17 protein-coding genes and 2 pseudogenes are annotated in these 18,782 nt (G+C 54.7%); 4 read left to right on the top strand and 15 right to left on the bottom strand.

Annotation, left to right across the window (positions count from 1 at the left end; genetic code table 11):
* Window positions 1–30: 30 nt before the first annotated feature.
* Window positions 31–771, bottom strand: coding sequence for a chemotaxis protein CheB (locus ACP7E6_RS23990; RefSeq protein ID WP_426232266.1), 741 nt, complete (start codon window positions 769–771; stop codon window positions 31–33).
* A gap of 543 nt (window positions 772–1,314) precedes the next feature.
* Complete coding sequence (locus tag ACP7E6_RS23995; protein WP_426232199.1) at window positions 1,315–1,692, bottom strand: response regulator; 378 nt, start codon at window positions 1,690–1,692, stop codon at window positions 1,315–1,317.
* A 477-nt stretch (window positions 1,693–2,169) separates the two neighbouring features.
* On the opposite strand from ACP7E6_RS23995, the gene ACP7E6_RS24000 reads away from it, so the two are divergent.
* Complete coding sequence (locus tag ACP7E6_RS24000; protein ID WP_426232200.1) at window positions 2,170–3,180, top strand: sensor histidine kinase; 1,011 nt, start codon at window positions 2,170–2,172, stop codon at window positions 3,178–3,180.
* 418 nt (window positions 3,181–3,598) lie between these two features.
* On the opposite strand, the gene ACP7E6_RS24005 is transcribed toward ACP7E6_RS24000, so the two are convergent.
* The 5 genes and pseudogenes from ACP7E6_RS24005 to ACP7E6_RS24025 all read right to left on the bottom strand — a co-directional run bounded on the left by ACP7E6_RS24005 (window position 3,599) and on the right by ACP7E6_RS24025 (window position 7,032).
* Window positions 3,599–4,873 (bottom strand): cation:proton antiporter, encoded by a 1,275-nt coding sequence (locus ACP7E6_RS24005; RefSeq protein ID WP_426232201.1) that lies wholly within the window; start codon window positions 4,871–4,873, stop codon window positions 3,599–3,601.
* A gap of 210 nt (window positions 4,874–5,083) precedes the next feature.
* Window positions 5,084–5,285: pseudogene (locus ACP7E6_RS24010) on the bottom strand (L,D-transpeptidase); the annotation flags it as partial.
* A 139-nt stretch (window positions 5,286–5,424) separates the two neighbouring features.
* Entirely contained in the window at window positions 5,425–5,694 is a 270-nt protein-coding gene (locus ACP7E6_RS24015) for a hypothetical protein (RefSeq protein WP_426232202.1), read from the bottom strand.
* On the bottom strand, window positions 5,691–6,215 hold the full coding sequence (locus ACP7E6_RS24020; protein ID WP_426232203.1) for a hypothetical protein: 525 nt from the start codon (window positions 6,213–6,215) through the stop codon (window positions 5,691–5,693). The genes ACP7E6_RS24015 and ACP7E6_RS24020 overlap by 4 nt, the downstream gene beginning before the upstream one ends.
* Window positions 6,216–6,750: 535 nt before the next feature.
* On the bottom strand, window positions 6,751–7,032 hold the full coding sequence (locus tag ACP7E6_RS24025) for a DUF982 domain-containing protein (RefSeq protein ID WP_426232204.1): 282 nt from the start codon (window positions 7,030–7,032) through the stop codon (window positions 6,751–6,753).
* A 1,084-nt stretch (window positions 7,033–8,116) separates the two neighbouring features.
* On the opposite strand from ACP7E6_RS24025, the gene ACP7E6_RS24030 reads away from it, so the two are divergent.
* Entirely contained in the window at window positions 8,117–10,543 is a 2,427-nt protein-coding gene (locus tag ACP7E6_RS24030; protein ID WP_426232205.1) for an ATP-binding protein, read from the top strand.
* Window positions 10,544–10,551: 8 nt separating this feature from the next.
* Here the strand turns inward: ACP7E6_RS24030 and ACP7E6_RS24035 are convergent, their stop codons facing one another.
* From ACP7E6_RS24035 to ACP7E6_RS24045, 3 genes are all read right to left on the bottom strand, one after another.
* Window positions 10,552–11,244 carry a response regulator gene (locus ACP7E6_RS24035; protein WP_426232206.1) on the bottom strand — a complete coding sequence of 231 codons (693 nt, stop codon included), beginning with the start codon at window positions 11,242–11,244 and terminating at the stop codon, window positions 10,552–10,554.
* A gap of 135 nt (window positions 11,245–11,379) precedes the next feature.
* Window positions 11,380–11,544: a hypothetical protein gene (locus ACP7E6_RS24040; RefSeq protein WP_426232207.1), complete on the bottom strand. Its 165-nt coding sequence runs from the start codon at window positions 11,542–11,544 to the stop codon at window positions 11,380–11,382.
* Between the two features lie 12 nt (window positions 11,545–11,556).
* Window positions 11,557–13,926, bottom strand: coding sequence for a sensor domain-containing phosphodiesterase (locus tag ACP7E6_RS24045; protein WP_426232208.1), 2,370 nt, complete (start codon window positions 13,924–13,926; stop codon window positions 11,557–11,559).
* 798 nt (window positions 13,927–14,724) lie between these two features.
* Between ACP7E6_RS24045 and ACP7E6_RS24050 the strand changes: the two genes are divergently transcribed.
* A complete protein-coding gene (locus tag ACP7E6_RS24050; RefSeq protein WP_426232209.1) occupies window positions 14,725–15,186 on the top strand; it encodes an NUDIX hydrolase in 462 nt (153 codons plus the stop codon).
* 120 nt (window positions 15,187–15,306) lie between these two features.
* On the opposite strand, the gene ACP7E6_RS24055 is transcribed toward ACP7E6_RS24050, so the two are convergent.
* Complete coding sequence (locus ACP7E6_RS24055; RefSeq protein ID WP_426232210.1) at window positions 15,307–16,002, bottom strand: hypothetical protein; 696 nt, start codon at window positions 16,000–16,002, stop codon at window positions 15,307–15,309.
* A gap of 307 nt (window positions 16,003–16,309) precedes the next feature.
* Between ACP7E6_RS24055 and ACP7E6_RS24060 the strand changes: the two are divergent.
* A pseudogene (locus tag ACP7E6_RS24060) lies at window positions 16,310–16,432 on the top strand (BA14K family protein); the annotation flags it as partial.
* Window positions 16,433–16,523: 91 nt separating this feature from the next.
* Here ACP7E6_RS24060 and ACP7E6_RS24065 read toward each other — a convergent pair.
* From ACP7E6_RS24065 to ACP7E6_RS24080, 4 genes are all read right to left on the bottom strand, one after another.
* Window positions 16,524–17,372, bottom strand: coding sequence for a formate/nitrite transporter family protein (locus tag ACP7E6_RS24065; RefSeq protein WP_426232211.1), 849 nt, complete (start codon window positions 17,370–17,372; stop codon window positions 16,524–16,526).
* Between the two features lie 28 nt (window positions 17,373–17,400).
* The gene (locus tag ACP7E6_RS24070) at window positions 17,401–18,066 is read right to left on the bottom strand and encodes an HAD family hydrolase (protein WP_426232212.1); all 666 of its coding nucleotides are present in this window, start codon (window positions 18,064–18,066) and stop codon (window positions 17,401–17,403) included.
* Between the two features lie 33 nt (window positions 18,067–18,099).
* A complete protein-coding gene (locus ACP7E6_RS24075) occupies window positions 18,100–18,327 on the bottom strand; it encodes a hypothetical protein (RefSeq protein WP_426232213.1) in 228 nt (75 codons plus the stop codon).
* A 198-nt stretch (window positions 18,328–18,525) separates the two neighbouring features.
* Complete coding sequence (locus ACP7E6_RS24080; protein WP_426232214.1) at window positions 18,526–18,705, bottom strand: hypothetical protein; 180 nt, start codon at window positions 18,703–18,705, stop codon at window positions 18,526–18,528.
* Between the last annotated feature and the right edge of the window lie 77 nt (window positions 18,706–18,782).

Genomic DNA, 18,782 nt, shown 5'->3' on the forward strand with positions numbered 1-18,782 from the left:
TACGCCATTTCTTCGATTCCGTTTCAGAGCTCATCGACATAGCTGTCCAGCGTGTCGATATTTTTCAGACCGAGGCGTCGATGGACCCGCCGGCCGAGTGTCGGCATGCTTGTAACCACGAAAATCGTATCCGCCGCACGCGCGAAGGAGTTCCAGGACATTGCCAAGCGTGGCCCGGCTGCGCGGCAAGGCGGTATCTGTTTCAGCGGGGTGGGCGACGTAGTTATGCTTTACAAACGTAAGCAGGGCAGCCAGCATTTTTTCTGGGGGGAGGACGTGATCGGCCATGCCAGCAGAAATCGCACTCCTTCGCATCCCGTCAAACTCAGCGGTCTCCGGAGACTGTACCAGGCTCATTCCGCCTTCGGCCCGTATGGCCCGGAGACCTTCCGTTCCGTTGCTTCCGGTTCCGGAAAGCACGATCGCAATCGCCTTCTCACCTTGATCCAGAGCAAGGGAGCTGAAGAGCACATCGACCGGATGACCATGCGAAGCCGAAGGTTTGGCGATGTGAAGCCTTCCCTCGCGAACGATCAGATCGGTATTCGGAGCGATGACGTAGACGTGATCGCAAGCGAGAGCCACCCCGTCGGTTACTTGGAAGACCGGCATAGCCGTATGTGCGCTCAAAACGTGGGCAAGTTCGCTTTGCTTGGGATCGAGATGCAGCACCACAATGAAGGCGCAGCCATTGTCGGCAGGCGTAGCGTCAAAGAACTGGCAAAGCGCTTTGATGCCGCCAGCCGACGCACCGATCCCGATAAGGGGCACCTTCAAAATTTCGGAAGGGGGTATATGCGCGATTTTGGTTGCGCTTGTACGGCCGGCGCCCTTTGGACGCGATTGGTTATCGGCCTGTTTGCCGATGGTTCTCTATCCATTCCGAACTGCCGATCCGAAAGCCGATGGCTCACTCCCACTTAGCTCGTCAAAAATTGGCGCGTTGGCGACTAGGTGTTGTTTCGTTTGCTTCGACTGCTTGATGTGGCTGTTATGTAGTCGGATGCTCGAAATCTCCCATTCGCTAGCCACACCGTTAAACGCTGTTGCGGCCTTAAATGCTACAATTCGTGGTTTTCGCATGGATAGGCCCTCAGGGGCCGGAGACTTGCGAGGGCAGCACCTGCCAACCGGCCAGCGGCCATGATCAACGAAAGGTTTATAACACGTCTGACGCAAAACACTTTAGGAGAAATGCCAGGCTAGATCATCAAGCAGGTCTCATCTGCCATCGCCTCCAGCGTCGATACCCGGTAGGGCGATTGGTGCGATCCGTAACAAATGAAAATTGGGCTCAGCCACGAGGTATTCCGGCTATGAGCCCAACTTTCTAAGCGTATCGACGATGTCTCGCGCCTCATACGGCTTGCTGAAAAAGTGGCTTCGGAGCGGTAAGTCAGCCTCTTTTGGACGTCTGTGGCCCGATACGATGACGATTTCGATGGGCGGCCAACGATCCCGCACCGCAGCCGCGAGCATCATGCCATCCATGCCTCCTGGCATATCGATATCTGTAAAAACGATGCGGATATCAGCTCTTGCCTCAAGGATCTGAACAGCTTCAAAAGCGTTTGTCGCCTCTACCGCTTCAAACCCGGCTTCTTCGACAAGATCGATTGCCATCATCATCAAAAGCGGCTCATCCTCCACCACAAGGACGACCTTCTTTCTTAACGCGACTGATTGCGCCATATTAATTCCTGCCTAGAGAGGGTCTGGGCTGGTATTCGCCTGCCGTTGACACTATGGAACTCTCAAAGTGCTGATTTGTTCCAACGTATCCCGACGCGGACAGTCTGACGCATCCTGCCGACCTAATGCCAATTTGCGCAACGAAAACAAACAACTCTTCAGCCAATATCGCGGTCACTTATTTTTTTCAAGTCGGTGAAGCGTGGGGTCAGCTTGTTCCATTGGACTGTCAACTACTACGATATGCCTTGAAGGACGTTTTGTTGTCTACTCGTAGCTAAGTGTTTTCAGCACCTGGAATAGACCAGCTGGCTGAAGAGCGCAGCGTCACAGTCCGCTAGCGTGCGTTGGCACCACCCTGATGTAGTGTATGTCTCGACATACGAAGCCAGTTTTGATTATACAGTTCGCCAGCGTGAAAAGGTGTGCTGACGGTCTTCGATCTCGCAAGCCGATGACCGAAATTCTGGAGCTTTAATGACGACGACGCCTGAGACCCTTAAACCCCTTCTTTGGGAACCGAAAAACCTCATCCGCGCTATCGAGGCGGCCGGGGTCACTCTCTGGTCCTGGAATGTCGATACCGACGCCTTTGCGATGGACGACCATTCCTATGACCTCTGGGGAATTCCACGCGGCGTCGACGTTACCTTCGAAGATCTTTCCGCACACATACATCCAGCCGATCGCGACAGGGTGCGGGCCGCCTTCACGGCCACGCGTGCTATCATCGGGGCGTATGAGATCGATTTCCGGATTATGATCGGGGACGAACTCAAGTGGATTTCCGCGCGGGGTCAAGGTGATGATGTCGGAATGGTCCGGCGGATCATGTTTGGCATTTTCATTGATGTCACAGGTCGCAAGCAAGCCGAGGAAGGCCGGGAATTGCTCGCCGGCGAAATGAGCCATCGGGTCAAAAACCTTCTGACTATAGCTTCCGGCCTAACGGCGATCACCTCGCGATCGACGTCGACTGTCGGCGACATGGCCCGCGAATTGACGCTTCGGCTAACCGCTTTGGGGCGCGCTCACGATCTCGTCCGGCCTGTCCCCGGTCAGACGGAAGCCCCCTCGGCGCTGCTCGGCGATTTGCTGACCGTGCTCCTTGCCCCTTACGACGATCTGGGGGCCTTTAGCGGTCGTATTCGCGTGTCGGTGCCTCGAATGAGTGTCGGAGAAGCCGCGACGACCATCGTCGCGCTGATCGTTCACGAGCTGGCAACAAACTCCCTGAAATATGGCGCACTGTCTGTTGATACGGGCACGCTCGATGTTTCCTGTTCAGCGCATAACGAAGCCGTCACCATTGTCTGGACGGAGAGTGGCGGTCCAAGGATCAAGACGCCTGAGGGGATGGGGGGCTATGGAAGCAAGCTTGTGGCGCGTAGTGTTACCGGGCATCTGCGCGGTACGATCAACTACAATTGGGCAGAAGACGGCCTTGTCGTGACCCTGCTGGTCGACCCGACGCGTTTGGCAGCGTAAAGACTTTTGGTCAAAAAGCCTGAGCTGCGCCGCAGCCGTGTTCGCCTCATCCAAAAAGGGGGCCAGTGCTCGCACGTCAGTCACTTTGGTAAAAATGCTCGGGCTATGTCGTCAGAAATCCGATCTCCCCCCGTTTGAACAGAGTTGTGAAGGTTGCCTTGATCCGCGCGTGCCAGTCGCCGAAGCTCGAGAACCCCTGCACTGGGCGCGAGCAGATAAAATTCGACGAGCAGACCCGCATCGCCCGGAAGCAGCGGAACGCGACGCCCCCGTTGCAGCGTCCGCTAGAGCTGAAACCGATGCGCGCGAGCTGGCTGACAAATGCCGTATCGCACGTGTTCTTGAGGATGAAGCAGCCCGCAAAGCTGAACTCGATCGCCGGCTCGCAAACCACAAAGCCCGCCAGGCCTGACGTTCGTCAGTCTCTCAGAGGGGCTGCCGGCAAGGCATTCCTTCGACGGACATGCGCCATCTTCCTGTCTATCCATCGCATCGTCGGTGTGACCGCCACACCGTGAGCGACAATGGAAGCAAGAATAATCAAGAGCACGGTGGCCCAGACAATCTCAACCTTGTCGAAGTTGGCCTGGCCGGTCGCATAGGCAAGATAATAGATCGATCCCAAGCCTCTGATCCCGAATATTGCAATGATGATACTCTCGCCGGGCGCATGACCCGTTCCGGTTAGGCTTAGCCGCCCGAGGACAGGGCGCACGATCACGAGCGTTAGGGCGGCAACGGTCACGATCTTCCAGTCGATGTTGGCGAACAGAGATCCGCTGGCCGCAATGGCTCCAAGACAGACGAGAAGAATCATCATCAACAAACGCTCGATTTGCTCTGCGAAGTCGTGCAGCTGCTGGTGGAAGTCGTGTTCCCTTTCGGCTTGACGGAAAGCCACTGCTGCCAGAAAGACGGCGAGGAACCCGTAGCCGCCCAGGAGCTGCGTAATCCCATAGGCCGTGAAGGTCATCCCAAGCGCAACAAACCCGTCTTTCGTCCGCGATAGACTTCTCACGCTGATCTTGAACGCCAGCCAACCGAACAGTTTGCCAGCGGCCCATCCCAATGCCACGCCAATTGCCAGACGCCAAACGATATCAACGGCAGCCCAGTGCTGGAAAACCGCCGAGCCGTCCTTGTCGGCGAGCGCTATGGCGATGGCGAGATGGACGAATGGAAAGCTCAATCCGTCATTGAGGCCAGCCTCGGATGTCAGTGCAAACCGAACTTCATCTTCGATCCCGCTCCCTGGTGGTCCAACCTGGATATCGCTGGCAAGAACCGGGTCTGTCGGAGCAAGTGCGGCACCCAGCAACAGGGCAGACGCGAGCCCCAGGCCAAGTATCGAGAACCCGAGAAACGCGATGGCGCCAATCGTAAGCGGCATCGCGATGCCCAGCAGGCGCCAGGTCGTCCTCCAGCGTCGCCACCCGATGGGTCGGTCAATTTTGAGACCGGCGCCCATCAAAGCAACAATGACGACAATCTCGGTCATCCTTTCCGTGAATTCCCTGTTCTCCAGCGGATTGAACGACGGCAGCAGTCGATAAGGAGACCAGGCCAGAAACATGCCGATGGCGATACACAAAATGGGAAGCGACACTGGCATGCGCCGCAATACCATCGGCAGCCATGCCGTCAGAAGAATGACGATCCCCAGGATGGTGAGCGTTACGATGTAGGGGTCCATGGCCGCTCCGTCGAATGTTCTAATCCGCCTACGCGTGCACATCGAAGGCACGGCTGGACGATTGGCCTTCGCCAACCTGTCTTACTCAGTCAAAACCGGCCGAATAGCGACCCCCTGCCGATAGTGGCGAAAGGGCGAGTGCGCAATGGGATGTGTAGAAAGATCGTATTTGTGAAAGAGTATTCCCCCGATTTCTTAATTAGGATGCTGTCACTGCCTGACAACAATGCGAGCGCCTTCAGGGACACGATTGTAGAGGTCGATGACATCACCGGACGCAACCCGATGATTGCGCCTTCCCAATCGATCGCCAGTCGGGATTTCCATGCAGGCGATAATGCATGTCCTCCCCATTCGGGAAAATATACAGGGCGCGGGCGCCAAGCGGGTTATCAACGCCTGGAGCCTTCCCCCGTTGCCAGCAGCGCCATCGCATCCGTACAGGTCCGCGCTTCAAGAACGATATGCCCTATGTCGTGAAGCAAAATCGCTACCCAGCATGGCAATCACGGGCTCGTCCTCTACCACCAGCGCTATGCTGACTGGGGCGCTCATTTCTTATCCGGATTGGGGGTGGTATTTTGTTCGAGCGGCGATGTCTTCGATATCAGGCTCTGAAAGATGGCATCGTTCTTAGTGCGCCATGCCCTATCGTCAAGCCAGAGGTAATCCTGGTCGGGCATGAGCGGCACGGATTTCACCTGGGCGCTGGAGATTGGTAGGAAGAAGCTCGTCCTTGCGCGGTCGATGACCAATGACAAAAGCGGAACAACGAGACTGTCTTTACCTGGCACGAAAAACCCGCCAGAGGCGACAATCACATAGTCCTTTTGGTCTTTCGTCCCGATGACGACGTTGCGGCTTCACCGACGATGCGGTCGTCTGAGGTCCGGACTTCTGCCCCGACAATTTCGTTGACAAGCAGGCCGGGATCCAACGCGCTGATTGGGACAAGCGGGCCTTCATTGAGAGTGCCGCGGCTACCCCTTATTTTACCAAGTCGTTGCTGCAGGGGTTCACCTGCGGCCTGTTGCTGATCAACGGCGTCTTCGTCGGTTGTACCACGCTCGCCCAGCGATGGGGCAGCGATCAACTCGCGGATATTGCCGAGGAGGCGCTCGCAATCATCCTCTAGGCCATAGGTCCAAAGTAGAAAGGCCGCATCCCGCATGGTCCGAAGGTCAAGCACAAGGTATCGATTATTCGGATCACGCAGCTCTGGTTTTTGTAAGATCGCTTCCTCGAGCTTGGCATCTGATATGTTGCATGCAGCAAGCAAAGGGGTACCGAACAGGGCACAGGCAAGTGCAGCAGCGGTTGCCGCTGTTGTGATTAAAGCCATGAAAATGCTCCGATCGGCGGATGGTGCTTCGACGTCGTGGTGTGAAGCACGTCAATCCGGAAAGAGCGTACCGCGTGACGCTTCGATCATACCATCAAACGCGTCATGTTTCGATTTGTTCCACCTGCCGCAAAATTTTATAGAATACACATGGCGGGACGCGAAATGATCGCACCGGGTCAAAGACATGGTACATGGCACACCGCTCGGCACTGCTGGCGGCTACGGCAGAGCAGACCATTTCTGCTTGATATCGGAATTTCTTCTACTAAGCGTATTGCTCGTGGATGGGGACTTATCCCGGCATTCTTAGGAGCCACCTGAAAGCTTTGCTGCGACCGCGATGAGTGAAGCCCGAGCGATCCTGCCGCGCTGGTTCGCACCTGCTTCTCTCACCTTGACTACCACCTTACGTGGCGTTGAGCCATTGGAGCGGATCGAAGTCTGGTCTCAAGGTTATCAGAGCGTTTCCACGATGCCGTCGGCAATATCGATCGTAGGCCCCAGCGGCCGCCGTCAATCTGGGGCCGCCTAATCAACCGCTCACCAATTTCGAATGTCTTGCCCTCTTTGCGCCGACTCGAGATTTCAGTGGTACACCTATTCCGGCTTGCATGACCGCGGCCTGAAACGCTTCACGCGCCTCCGACTCCAGGCATTTGCTGTCTAGTGCCGCAGAGCACATCTTCGCTGCCCGATGATGTGCTGATCGTCGCTCGGGCCAGTCGATCAGGAGCGCAATGAGCGCGGCGTATGGTCCATGGATGGTCTGCGGACCCGCCATTGGCAATTGAACAATTATCGGCTTCCAAGTCATACGTTACACCTCAACCGTCTCCGGCGGGCGGCATCCGCTCGAGGACCCATGCCGTCTTGCGAGGTTGCCTCTCTTTTCCGCTCGGTCTAAAGGCTGGTTCGAGAGTTTGGCCTCTGAACGGCGTCCGCTGCAGATCGCCACGCTCTATATATATTGCGTACGAACAACGACGCTGTCGGATAGTTCCCCTGCGAAATACTAATGTTTTGTTTGAAAGCATTTCGAGGTCGACGATACACGCAGGTTGACTGGCACCGGTCTACAACAGTGTCGGGAAACAGTGTTTTGGCCAGATTCGATATGTGTCGGCAGGTAACAGCCCCTCACGCTAATCGTTAAGTTGAGTCCGGTTATGTCAAATCCGGACGGCCGTTTCACACGTTCAACGCTTGTAAGGTGTCAGCATTTGACCAAGCCGACTAATGTGACGTGGTTTCATTTTTTGAAAACAAAAGATGAACTTTTGTAGCTATCGGCAGTTAGAGAGCCATTGAAAGTGGTGAGACGCAGAAACTGCCCTCGTTCACGACATCAAGAGAAGCTGGCACAAACGTGTTCCGCGCCAGCTAGATGGAGGAGATGGCAGTGCAGCTATCGACGACATTTTTCTTGCTAATAGGTGCGCTACCACCCTTCGCAGCCGATCGCGTAGATAAATGTCCCTATGACAACGTAAAAGTGGTTAGGAACGTCGGTGAAAGTCCCGCAGTTAAGCGCACCCCTCTGTGATATTGACGATAACTGCACGGCACGTCACCATCGGTAGCTTTGGATAGAGATAATAGACAAGTCGCACTACGGCTTTGCACATAAATCTCTTTTTCGCCCTTTGATCGGAAGCGGCAGCGACCTTCGAGACATAGTTTTTTTCATGTTTAGTATCAACACATCGCGTGCACGATTGTTGAACTCCATGCGGAAACAAAAAGTGACGGAGTTGTTAAACTCGGCAAATGAGAGATTGGTGTAAATTCAATCGATTACCCTCTCATTGTACTAAGAATCTGGTCGGCCGCGCGAGCACCCCCCACCCGTGTACGACGTAAACACTGCGTGTGACGACGCAAATAACTGTAGAGGGAATATGAACACTCTAACGTTGCTAGAACAGTTCGACTGGTCAAAGACCGCTCTTGGGGCATTCGAACAATGGCCAGCGGAGCGTCGCTCGCTCGTGAAAACCGCTCTGGGATCGACCTTTCCGATTTGGCTCGCGCTGGGGAAGGATCTCACCCAGATTTACAATGATGGGTACAATCGGATTTACGGCGACAAGCACCCTAAAGCGTTTGGGGCTCCCGCTATCGAGAGCTGGCCAGAGATTTGGGAGTTTCTCAAACCTGCCTTGGATAGGGTTAAACTGGAAAGGCAACCCTACCAGTTTTCCGACCATCTTCTCCCCCTGAAAAAGAAAGACCGCATCGAAGAGTGCTATTTTTCATTTTGCTACAGCCCGGTTTTTTCTGCTGACGGGGGTGTGGAAGGCGTGATGGCGATCGCCCTGGAGACAACGCAGGATTCCATCGAGAAGCGCCGTCAGCCGCTGATCAATTTAATCGTGGAGGTATCCTCCAGTGAACCTCATCCAATCAGCAAAAAGCTCTGCGAATTGCTGGAGCACAACGAGCTGGATGCGAAATCGGCACTCGTTTTGAAGGAAAACTCCCCTGAAGATTCCGTGGAATGGGCGTTGCGGTGTCAAGGCGGGCTCGCCGGTGAAATCGCATCAATTTACGCGTTAACATCGACACGGAAACCTTATGACATTGTCGCAATGGAAAAAGCTCATCGTAACTCTGACCATGCCGATTTTTTGGGGTTTGTGCGGTTCACTGCTGCCGATGGGAAATCACAAAAGGTACTTGTGCTCCGGCCGTCTGCGCTGGTAACGGAAAAAAGCCTCCTCGATCTTCTGACGAAGCTGGAAAAAAGGTTGCAGGTGGTGACGCAGCAATTGGTCAGCATTGGCTCTATTAAAGATGAACTAGCCCAAAGCGACCTTGTCTACCGATTCCTGTTCGAGAATACACTTGACGGAGTAATGTTCACATCGCCGGATCTTCGCGGGCAAGGAGCCCAAAGAATAATCGCAGCAAACAAGGCCGCCTGCGATATGTTGGGCTACGACCCCGACGAGATAGTTGGCATGCACCGGGACGATTTCTTTTTTCCCGAAGACGATGAACTTGAGTTGGCTGTGGCCGAGCGCGCGCAGCAACAGGTGTTCACAGGCGAGCTGATATTCCGTCACAAGTCAGGGCGCCCCATCAAGTTGGAAATAACCTCGATCATTTCCAACTTGCAGTCCGGCCAGACCCGGGCGATGTCGATCTTGCGCGACTGGGAGCAGGAATTCAACGTCGAACGCGAACGCGCGGAGCGATCCCGGCTTGAAAGCATCGCTCAAATGACGGGGGGTATCTCTCATGATTTCAACAACCTGCTCACTGTAATCCTTAGCGCCGCGGAACACCTGGACGGAAGTATAACCGATCCTGATCAGAAAGATGTCGTTGGGGACATCCTAACGGCGTCCAGTCGTGCGGCAAAACTGACGTCCCAGCTTCTGGCCTACTCAAGACGGCAAAACCTTCAGCCTGCGGCCGTCGATATCAACTTTTCAATCCAACAAATCGAGCGGCTAGTTCGAACGGTGGGTGGGAAAGAGGTGCAGTTTCAATTTGACTACAGTCGCCGAAACCTTGTCGCCGAGATCGATGTTGCCCAACTGACGTCTGCTCTAATCAATCTCATTAAAAACGCGAGTGACGCCATAGATGGGCAGGGCCTTGTTGCGATTTCGACGCGTCTCGATCAAAGCAAAACCATGCTTAGCGGGCTGTCACTACGGCCAGGGAAATACGTCACCATTGCCGTACGAGATAATGGCGTCGGCATCCCGCCGAAGGTCTTGCCGAGAATCTTCGATCCATTTTTCACCACGAAATCAAATCTCGGAGGGTCGGGTCTTGGCCTTTCCATGGTTCAAGGGTTTGCCCGGCAGTCTGGTGGAGATATCGTTGTGGAATCTGCCCCAGGGGCCGGAACAACCGCAACGCTCTATATCCCAGCTGGCACTTCTCGTCCCAAGGCCAAAGTAATTGAGCCGGCCAACCATGTGGTTGAAGCGGTCAGCGGCAAGGACGTCTTGATTGTCGACGATGACCCCCTTATCCGCCGGCAGGTTGCGCTCATCTTGAAATCAATCGGTTTGACCTGCAGAGAAGCTGGCACGGGCGCAGAAGCTATCGATCTTCTAAATGCGCGACCACAACTCGTCCTGACGGACCTTGCAATGCCTGGAGAGCGAACTGGAGCCGATGTTGTTGAGGCCTGTCGGCAGGCGGTCCCCCACATACCGGTAATCGTAATGTCAGGTTTGGCTTCCGATCAGCGTTGGGCCTCAGCCTTGTTGCGAGCTGGCGAGACCCTGGCAAAGCCGTTTTCACGCGAAGACCTTGTGGCTGCGATTGAACGGAACCTGCTGAAGACCAAACGCTGGCAGGGCTGAAGAATTTTTCAAACGACCGGCTTCAGCAGAAATCGATAGCCGGCACCACGCACCGTTTCGATCACCTCCTCATCCATGAATTTGGAAAATGCGGTCCTCAGGCGGCCGATATAAATATCTATTGTTTTGTCGTCGGACCGAAACGGGCGAAAACAGACCGTTTCCGAAAGCTGCCGGCGGCTGCAGACCTTTCCAGTGCTCGTCACCAGCTGAAACATCAGCCGACCTTCCATGTTAGTCAAGGCGAGATGGCCGTTGGGCGTTTTCAGCGATTTTGTCTTTGGGAAATATTGAAAATTGCCGAAATCGAAGATTCGGTCGGTTGTCTCTTGCCCCCGCATACGGATGACAGCTCGCGATACCCGTGCCTGAAGTTCCCGCATCGAAAAAGGCTTCATCACGTAATCGTCGGCCCCGATATCCAATGTGCTGGCCCGCACCTCGGGACTTCCACTTCCTGAAATGATAATTGCGGGCAACTCGGAACGGAGACGCAACTGGCTCAGCACTTGCACAGCGTTCCCGTCGGGGAGGTTCATGTCGACAATCAGAGCGTCGTACTCATCGATCTGCTCGCTTGCAATTATTCTAGCGCATTGAGCAAAAGTTGTAATGACATCAATGTGGTCTGACGGAGTGGGCCAGTCGCGCCGAATTGACTTCGCCACAAGTGGGTCATCTTCAACCAACAAAAATTTCATTGGATTTCGCTCCGATTTCCTCCTTCATCTGGAAGCAACCTGCTTGCTTGCAAAACTCACGCGATCAGTTTCAGCGTGGCCCCGTTTCAAGGCTGACGATAGCAGATATCCAGCATCTTCTGTTATTTTTTATTGTTATTTCTCACCGGCTTGATCGTTTTTTTGCTTGGCATCGGATGTATACTTCTGTGCTGCCGCGATGGCTTCCCGTTGATTTTTGAAAGGTCCGTTGAGAACTACGAGGTCCGAACCCGAGATAATCGTTACAGCCTTGCTTATCGGGTCGAAGATATACTGCATGCAAATGTCGTCCTATTTATTGTCAGGCGTTATATCGCGCGCGGGACTCGGACGATGGAAAAGGTACCCTTGTCCGTAGTCGCAGCCGATAGACCTGAGGAGCTCACTTTGTTCCATCGTTTCGATGCCTTCAGCCACCACCTCGATCGATAAGGAATGTGCGAGATCGCAGACAGCTTTGAGGAACGCGCCGGCCCTTTCCTCTGCGCCGAGCCGGCTTACGAATGAGCGATCGATTTTGATGGCGCGCACAGGGAAATCCAGAAGATGCGTTAGCGACGCAAATCCTGTCCCAAAGTCGTCGAACGATATCCGAAGGCCCTGCTCGGTAAATTTCTGGCACGCTTTTAGAACCTCGCCTGCGTCCCGTCCTATAAAGACGTCTTCCGTCACTTCTATTTCTATGGCGGATGCGGGCAAGCAGCGCTGTTTGATCTCTGCCAGCAGGAAGGCAGAAAACCCCATGTCGCGAAATTGATGCGGACCGACATTAATGGATATGGAGACGTCCCTGTCCCCTCTATCGATCCATTCCCGTGCCTGATCGAGAGCAGATCGCACAACAAAACGCGTAATCTCACCCGCAAGCACCGGATCTTCCAGCGCGGGTCGGAAAGACTCAGGCGTTGCAACGCTGCCATCTTTTTTGCGCCAGCGAAGCAAGGCCTCGAACCCTGCCCGGCTGCCATCGCTCAGAAATAGCTTCATCTGGTAGAACAATTCCAGTTCGCCCGATCGCAACGCGTTGCGGATGTCCACAATGGTCTGCGCCTTTTCCTCGGCAAGAAATTTCATCTGCGCACGGAAGAAGGCGTGGCGGTTGCGGCCTTGAATTTTCGCTTCGTAAAGCGCCAGGTCAGCCTCGGCAATCAGCGCGTCGGGATCAAATGTTGTCCCGGCACTATGGGTCGTAATCCCCATGGAAATGGTCAGGTTTAGCGTCTGCTCTTGAAAGCGCATGGGAAATGAGAGCGATTCAACGATCTTTGCTACCCGGCGATCGAGCTGGCGACGATCAACGCCGGTCGGCAAGATGATTGCAAATTCGTCGCCTGCGATGCGCGCCACAAACGCGCCGGAAGCTTCGAGCGCCGTCAGCTTCCGCGCTATGCGCTTGAGACATTTATCTCCAGCTGAATGTCCGAAGGTGTCGTTAATCGCTTTGAAGTTATCGATGTCGAGCATCGCAAAAGCGAATGGCACCGTATCACGCTGGTGTTTTCGAAGCTGCTTTAGAAGACTGAACCGGTTGGGAATGTCGGTGAGGCTGTCTCTCTCAACCATCGCATTCATGCGTTCCTGTGTTTTCCGTTCTCTCGTAATGTCCTGCAGCAACCCGAATTTGTTCACCGTGTCGCCGTTGTTTTCGGTTTTCCCGAGCACACGGACCCATTTTTCCTCGCCGTTCCGCGTTCGAATCTTACCTTCGAAAAGCAACGAGTTACCCGAGGCGGCGTATCCTAGGATTTCGCGTCTCCATTTTGCGTCAAATTCGCCGATGAATAAACCGCGAATACCGTCGATGGTCACGTCTTCGTTGGGAGCGAGATCCAAGATTTGGCGCGTTTCAGGACCCCAAACAATCTGACCGGTCGCGTGATTGTAGTCCCAGGATCCGATCGCAGCCAGTTCCGACGCGCACTCGAGAAGGACCTGCTTGTCGCGCAACTGCATCACCCGTACGGCGTGCTCTTCGCGCTCCACGCCCAGTTGTTCCGTGAGCCGTTGTTCGACCTTATCCTGATGAAACTGACGCAGCAGATTGGAAACGAAGTCTCCGAGGGTACGTAAAAGATCAACGTCTTTTTCGGTCATCGCACGCGGCTTTGTATCGATTATGCACAGCGTGCCCAAGTGATGCTCGTCGTTCAGTCCGATGGGTACCCCGGCGTAAAACCTTACGCGCGGTTCGCCGGTCACGAGCGGGTTGCTCGCAAAGCGAGCATCAAGTTCTGCGTCCTCGACGACGAACACGTCATCCTGGTTGATGGTGTAATTGCAAAGTGCCAACTCGCGCGGAGCTTCTATGACATCCCACCCGGTGACCGCCTTAAACCACTCGCGTTGCTCATCGAGCAACGCAACCAGAGCAACCGGCACGTCAAACGAAGAGCGGGCCAGTTTTACTGCCGCATCGAAATTTTTGTCTGGCAGCGTGTCAAGGATGCCCAGATTCCTCAGTGCTTCACAACGTTCAAATTCAGCCGGACCGATCGGGTAATTTAGAGGACGCGGGAATTGCTTGAGCATGGCATTGCCTGTTTGGAAACACCCGATCAATCGCATCCGCGACTTAACCAGCGATTTAGCAAAAGTATAAAACGGTAAAAGCGGCAGCTCCATTGCCGAACCACTTGCCCCCAAAAAGCCCGAAAAGGACAAGACCAACTCCGATCGTTATAAGCGAAACAATCACGACGACGACAGGGTGAAGCTTACGGATCGTACTTTGAATTATCTCGCAGCCGGGGCCTCGCGTTGCATCTGCGAAGTTCTTCTGGACGTCAGGTGTTACGCCCGTGTGGTCGTTAACGGCCATGTATGTCTGTTGGGCTGTCATCGGCTGCCCTCCCGCCTCGCCATAAGTTTCCACGGGTGCTGCAGCTGGATCGAATACCCGGCCGAATATCGCCTGTCGCGCCAGACTGAATCTGCCCTCGAACCTGAGCACCGGACCTCACGTGGGTCCGTCATTCGCCGTCTCCGAGCTGGTCTCTGAACTGGAGACTGGGGTTCCGGTCCGATTTTCGCGAGCGTGAGTGTACCGTCTGTGATGATCAGGCCAATTGCACGATTGCATCTACGTATACGAATAATATAAGAGGTTTCATGGCGTTCCTTGGTCCATCATAATTTCCTTTGTCGAGAAATCACCCAAGCAGCTGGTAGCCCGATTTGCGTTATGCTGTCCTATGCGCGTTACCTCAGAGATGGCCAAATCGTTCCGGGCGGCTGGTCCTACAGGAAAATGGTTGCACTTCGCGCGACGCACACATCCCAACCGGGAGCAGGTTAAAGGGTCCTCTCCAAGGCTTTTGGAGGCGAAAAGACTGCACGGTTGAAACCTACTCCCAGCAAGCCTGACGGTATTCGTCTTCATAAACATTGGGGCAGACCAATATAACGCCGTCCTGCCCCGGCTCCACAGGAACTTCGAGCCCGCCAAATAGTTAGACGCATATGATAATTGAACACAACACTGATGTTGAGGTCGTCCTTCAAAAAATTCAGCAATATGGAGCGCTCTGTTTCCGCGCCACGTCTGCGGGGCCTGAAGTGTTACTAATTACGACGCGTAGAACGAAGCGCTGGATGATTCCAAAGGGCTGGCCTATTTCTGGGTTGAAGCCGCGTAGGGTCGCTAAGCTTGAAGCCTGGGAAGAAGCGGGAGTGATCGGCCGGGTGAAGAAAAAATGCTTCGGTAGCTTCATCTACGCGAAGGTCTTAAATGACGGGAGTGAAGTACGGCCAAACGTTGGCGTGTTTCTCATTAAGGTCCGGCGAATGCGTAAACGGTTCCCGGAAATGGCCGAGCGCGAAGCGGTGTGGTTGGCGCCTGCGGCTGCGGCTGGGCGCGTGACAGAATCCGACTTAAAGAAGTTGCTCCTAAAGTTTGCCCGCCTATCGGAGTGCGCCACCTGATGCATCAGGCGCATCCTGATGCACACTTCCCCTGTTACTAAAAGCTCTACTCCGCAGAAACTGATAGTTAAAACTGATTTCCATAACTGACTGTGCCGGTGGTCATCGCTTTGCACCAGCTCAAACTTTGGGGTTTTGGCCTACTGGAGTTTCGTCTGTGGGTACTTCCCCGATATTGGCGCCACCACCTCCTCCACCTCCCGTTTCGGCGCCACCACCGCGTTCGTCTTTCTCACGATCGCCTTTGCTCTTGGTCGAGGAGCCAGAGAGGCGAGCCGGCCCTTGCATGTGAACGACGAGGTCGGCAGGGATTGGATCAAGGTCAAGCGCATCCCGAATAAAACTACGAAGTGAAACGACCAGATCATGTGTATGAACAGAATTCCCTGCAACCATGTCGCCCGCTGCGCGGACGGCCAGGCGGACGTGCTCTTCGGTCCCCAGCAATATGACGTCCGATAACGCTGCCTCGACGGCGTCCCGCGTACGCCGCTTTCTGTCCGAGCCTGCAAAAGAGCTGACGGTTACGCTGTCCAAATCTGCGTCATCTTCATCCACCGGCGGCTCTCGTCGGATCAGATCTCGCAGGTGTGCCGGATCCACGGAAAGATTGCCGGTAAACGAACCACCGAGTGTCTTATACGCCGCGATAAGAGTGCGCAGCCGCTCGTTGATCTGTCGGTTCATCCTTTCGCGGCGCTGCTGGATCGTAAACATCATTATCAGGCGAATGCCGAGGCTGATTAGGGTAACCAGCATCAAGCCGGCTAGCGTGACCAGTAAACTTTGCCAAGAACTGAAATCAATGTTGCGCACAGGTATCTCCACGAGGCCTACTAGCTACGGCCATTAGCACCGCGCTGGGCGCAAGACCGATCGGGCGGTATTTACTGCATAGATTTTACTCATTAGCGGAACCAATCCGTTTGCAAAATAGTTCAATGCGATCAAAACGAAGGAGTATGACATTGACCAGAAAACTGTCCGTGTGCGCCGTTGAAATTCTTCGACGCTAACATCCATCGGCTCGTCGAGTGCTGCGGCTTTTCCGATGATTACATCTACAACCTCTTAGGCATCTCAGGCCTCTGCGGCGAGCAGGTTCAATATCGCCGGGGACCGCAACAGACGAGGCTATTACAATGGTCACCGCGGTTACAGGGATCGCCGTCCTGAATATCGGCGGAACAACGACGGCTGTACCCCAGCATTCGGTGCAGGCGCTATTATCGGCGGCGCTATAACTTGCCTCTTGGAGCGGTCGCCGTAGCCGAGCATGCGGGGCAAAACCGGGCTTATCAACGTCCTTTTGGCCGCTGCAACCCGCTCGCGGCCCTTTAAATCTCGTCCCGTACTTGGCCATGAGCAACCACGGCAAAGAGGCCAGTGCCACCGATGATGTTGCCAAGGAGGGCGGGGAGAATAAGGCCGCCGACAGCCCCGAATAGCGTCGTTTCGCCCGCCAACATCAGCAACCAGGCTTCACCGGAGCCGGCAACGACATGACTAAAACCGCCAAGTGAGATCACGTAAGTGATCAAGACAATGACCCAGAACTCGTTGCCGCGGGCATTGGGCACTATCCATGCAATGGAGGCAATCAAAAAACCTGCCGGTGTTGCCAACAGCAAGGTTTTCAGGAAATCATGCTTTAGAATTGCTCTGGACACTTCCAGTGCCGCGCCAAGCTCATCGGGTCCGACGATGATTTGATTGCCGATCAACGCGGCGACAAGGAGGGTGCCTACCATGTTTGCGAGGAACACGAAGGCCCACAAGCGCAGAAGCCTGCCAAAGTTGCGGCCGGTTGAATGAGTTGCGAGTGGAAGAACTGCGGTCACAGTGGTTTCAGTGAACAGTTGCAGGTTACCAAGGATAACGACGACAAAGCCGACGGTATACCCGAGCGACACAATCAGCTCCCGCCATGGGGCTTCGGGCAGCCGCATATAAAGGAATGCCTCTGCCAACATCGAAGCGCAGATTGCCACGCCGGCCGCGAACCCGGAAAACAATAAAGACCGGGCGGGACGGTCGAGCTCTTCGTCGCCCTGCAGCCGAACGACCTCGTGAACCACCCTGGCCGATCCGGCGCCCCTGTCACTGACTTCCCGTTTATCCTCCTCAGACATATTGCCGGAAGGCTGGGCCTCAAGATCGGGTGCTGGAACGCTGCTATCTAACATCTACATCTCTCCGCGATTGCGCGCCGGGTCATTCGCCAAGCGGAGAGCGCTCATAATCGCCCAGTAGAGCAGCCACGTCATCGTAAATGGCAACCGCACCAGCTTCCACCAGCACTTCGTCGGTGAAGCGGCCGGATCTAACCGCGACTGTGGCAATTCCACATTTTCGGGCGGCTTCGATGTCGTATGGCGTGTCCCCCACGACGATTGCCTCTGAAGCAGAAATCCCCTTCACTTTAGAGAGGGCTGTCGAAAAAATATCAGGTGCCGGCTTGGTGTTTTTCACGTCACGGCTGCTTGTCGTCGCTGCGATAAGATCGCGAACTCCAAGAAGGTCTAGGTAGTAATCGAGATCGTCCTGCGAGGCGGAAGAAGCCAGCACGACCTTCTGTCCGAGTCTGTCCACATGAGCTAAAAGGTCATGTGCCTGAGGAAAGGGCTGCACGTCGCTCCGATACTTGGCCTTGAATATATCATTGTGCGCCTCGCCAAGCTTTTCTCGTCCCAAGTCATCCAGGTCCGGGAGGAGCGCGGGAAGAAGCATATCGGCCCCTTTGCCGATCTGGTCGTGGATTACATTTTGCTCAATCGTTACTCCGATGCGGGAAAAAGCTTCTTTCCAAGCATCGACGTGCATGTCGTTGCTATCAACCAGGGTGCCGTCGATATCAAAAAGGATTGCTTTGATCTGCATAATGGGGTCCTAAAGTGACGATTATCCAGTGCATTATCGTTGTCGAGCCACGTCAGTCATGGCGTTTTGCTGTTCGACCAGGTATTGCTCGACGTCTCCCCCGCAAGCGTCCTTCAGTTGCGTCGCGCTGTATCCAGCTGCTTGCGCCTGGATCCAAAGCTGCTTCGCCTGGGGCTGGAAATCTGCCTTTTCGTAGTGAAGTCCGGGAACGCCGATGACGTCTTGCACTCTGTCATCAAGCCAATCATCGATGGTCTGCATCGCAAGTCTCCTTTGAACCCAGGGTCACCGGGGAGCTGTTTTACCCAATCAACCACTGTCGGGCTCAAATGTTCACAGCCCATCGCATTTAATGCAGGATCACCGGCTGGCACGACGGACTTGGCAAACGCGAAGAATGGGGCGCCCGCATTTAAAAGAGGCAACACGAGCCGGCCCGTTCTATGCCCCTTACTTCCGTCATTCGGGCGATGGTTCGGCTGCCTCTGCCCCCGGAGAAGGAACGGGCGTTGCCTTTCCGTTGCCATTTGTTTCCTCATTGGGCTGGCTGGACTTCTCCTGCCGCTTCAGATCTTTCTCGATCGTTTCGCGCGACCCCTCTGCTGGGTCTTGTTCCGGACGTTCATTTTCTTCGGTCATTGCGATCTCCTTAGCCCGACAAACCCGCAGTATTGAACAAAGTTCCCGTACAGTTTTGCCACCAATGCCATCATGTC

The sequence above is a fragment of the Pararhizobium sp. DWP3-4 genome, assembly GCF_049898205.1.
In the GTDB taxonomy this organism is placed as follows: Bacteria; Pseudomonadota; Alphaproteobacteria; order Rhizobiales; family Rhizobiaceae; genus Pararhizobium.

Bases quoted from the DNA above. Each gene is read 5' to 3' on its own strand.
- ACP7E6_RS24035 (WP_426232206.1), bottom strand. From the start codon at position 11,244: ATGAAATTTTTGTTGGTTGAAGATGACCCACTTGTGGCGAAGTCAATT.
- ACP7E6_RS24070 (WP_426232212.1), bottom strand. From the start codon at position 18,066: ATGCAGATCAAAGCAATCCTTTTTGATATCGACGGCACCCTGGTTGAT.
- ACP7E6_RS24075 (WP_426232213.1), bottom strand. From the start codon at position 18,327: ATGCAGACCATCGATGATTGGCTTGATGACAGAGTGCAAGACGTCATC.
- ACP7E6_RS24065 (WP_426232211.1), bottom strand. From the start codon at position 17,372: ATGTTAGATAGCAGCGTTCCAGCACCCGATCTTGAGGCCCAGCCTTCC.
- ACP7E6_RS24030 (WP_426232205.1), top strand. From the start codon at position 8,117: ATGAACACTCTAACGTTGCTAGAACAGTTCGACTGGTCAAAGACCGCT.
- ACP7E6_RS24050 (WP_426232209.1), top strand. From the start codon at position 14,725: ATGATAATTGAACACAACACTGATGTTGAGGTCGTCCTTCAAAAAATT.
- ACP7E6_RS23995 (WP_426232199.1), bottom strand. From the start codon at position 1,692: ATGGCGCAATCAGTCGCGTTAAGAAAGAAGGTCGTCCTTGTGGTGGAG.
- ACP7E6_RS24040 (WP_426232207.1), bottom strand. From the start codon at position 11,544: ATGCAGTATATCTTCGACCCGATAAGCAAGGCTGTAACGATTATCTCG.
- ACP7E6_RS24000 (WP_426232200.1), top strand. From the start codon at position 2,170: ATGACGACGACGCCTGAGACCCTTAAACCCCTTCTTTGGGAACCGAAA.
- ACP7E6_RS24020 (WP_426232203.1), bottom strand. From the start codon at position 6,215: ATGGCTTTAATCACAACAGCGGCAACCGCTGCTGCACTTGCCTGTGCC.
- ACP7E6_RS24080 (WP_426232214.1), bottom strand. From the start codon at position 18,705: ATGACCGAAGAAAATGAACGTCCGGAACAAGACCCAGCAGAGGGGTCG.
- ACP7E6_RS24005 (WP_426232201.1), bottom strand. From the start codon at position 4,873: ATGGACCCCTACATCGTAACGCTCACCATCCTGGGGATCGTCATTCTT.
- ACP7E6_RS24025 (WP_426232204.1), bottom strand. From the start codon at position 7,032: ATGACTTGGAAGCCGATAATTGTTCAATTGCCAATGGCGGGTCCGCAG.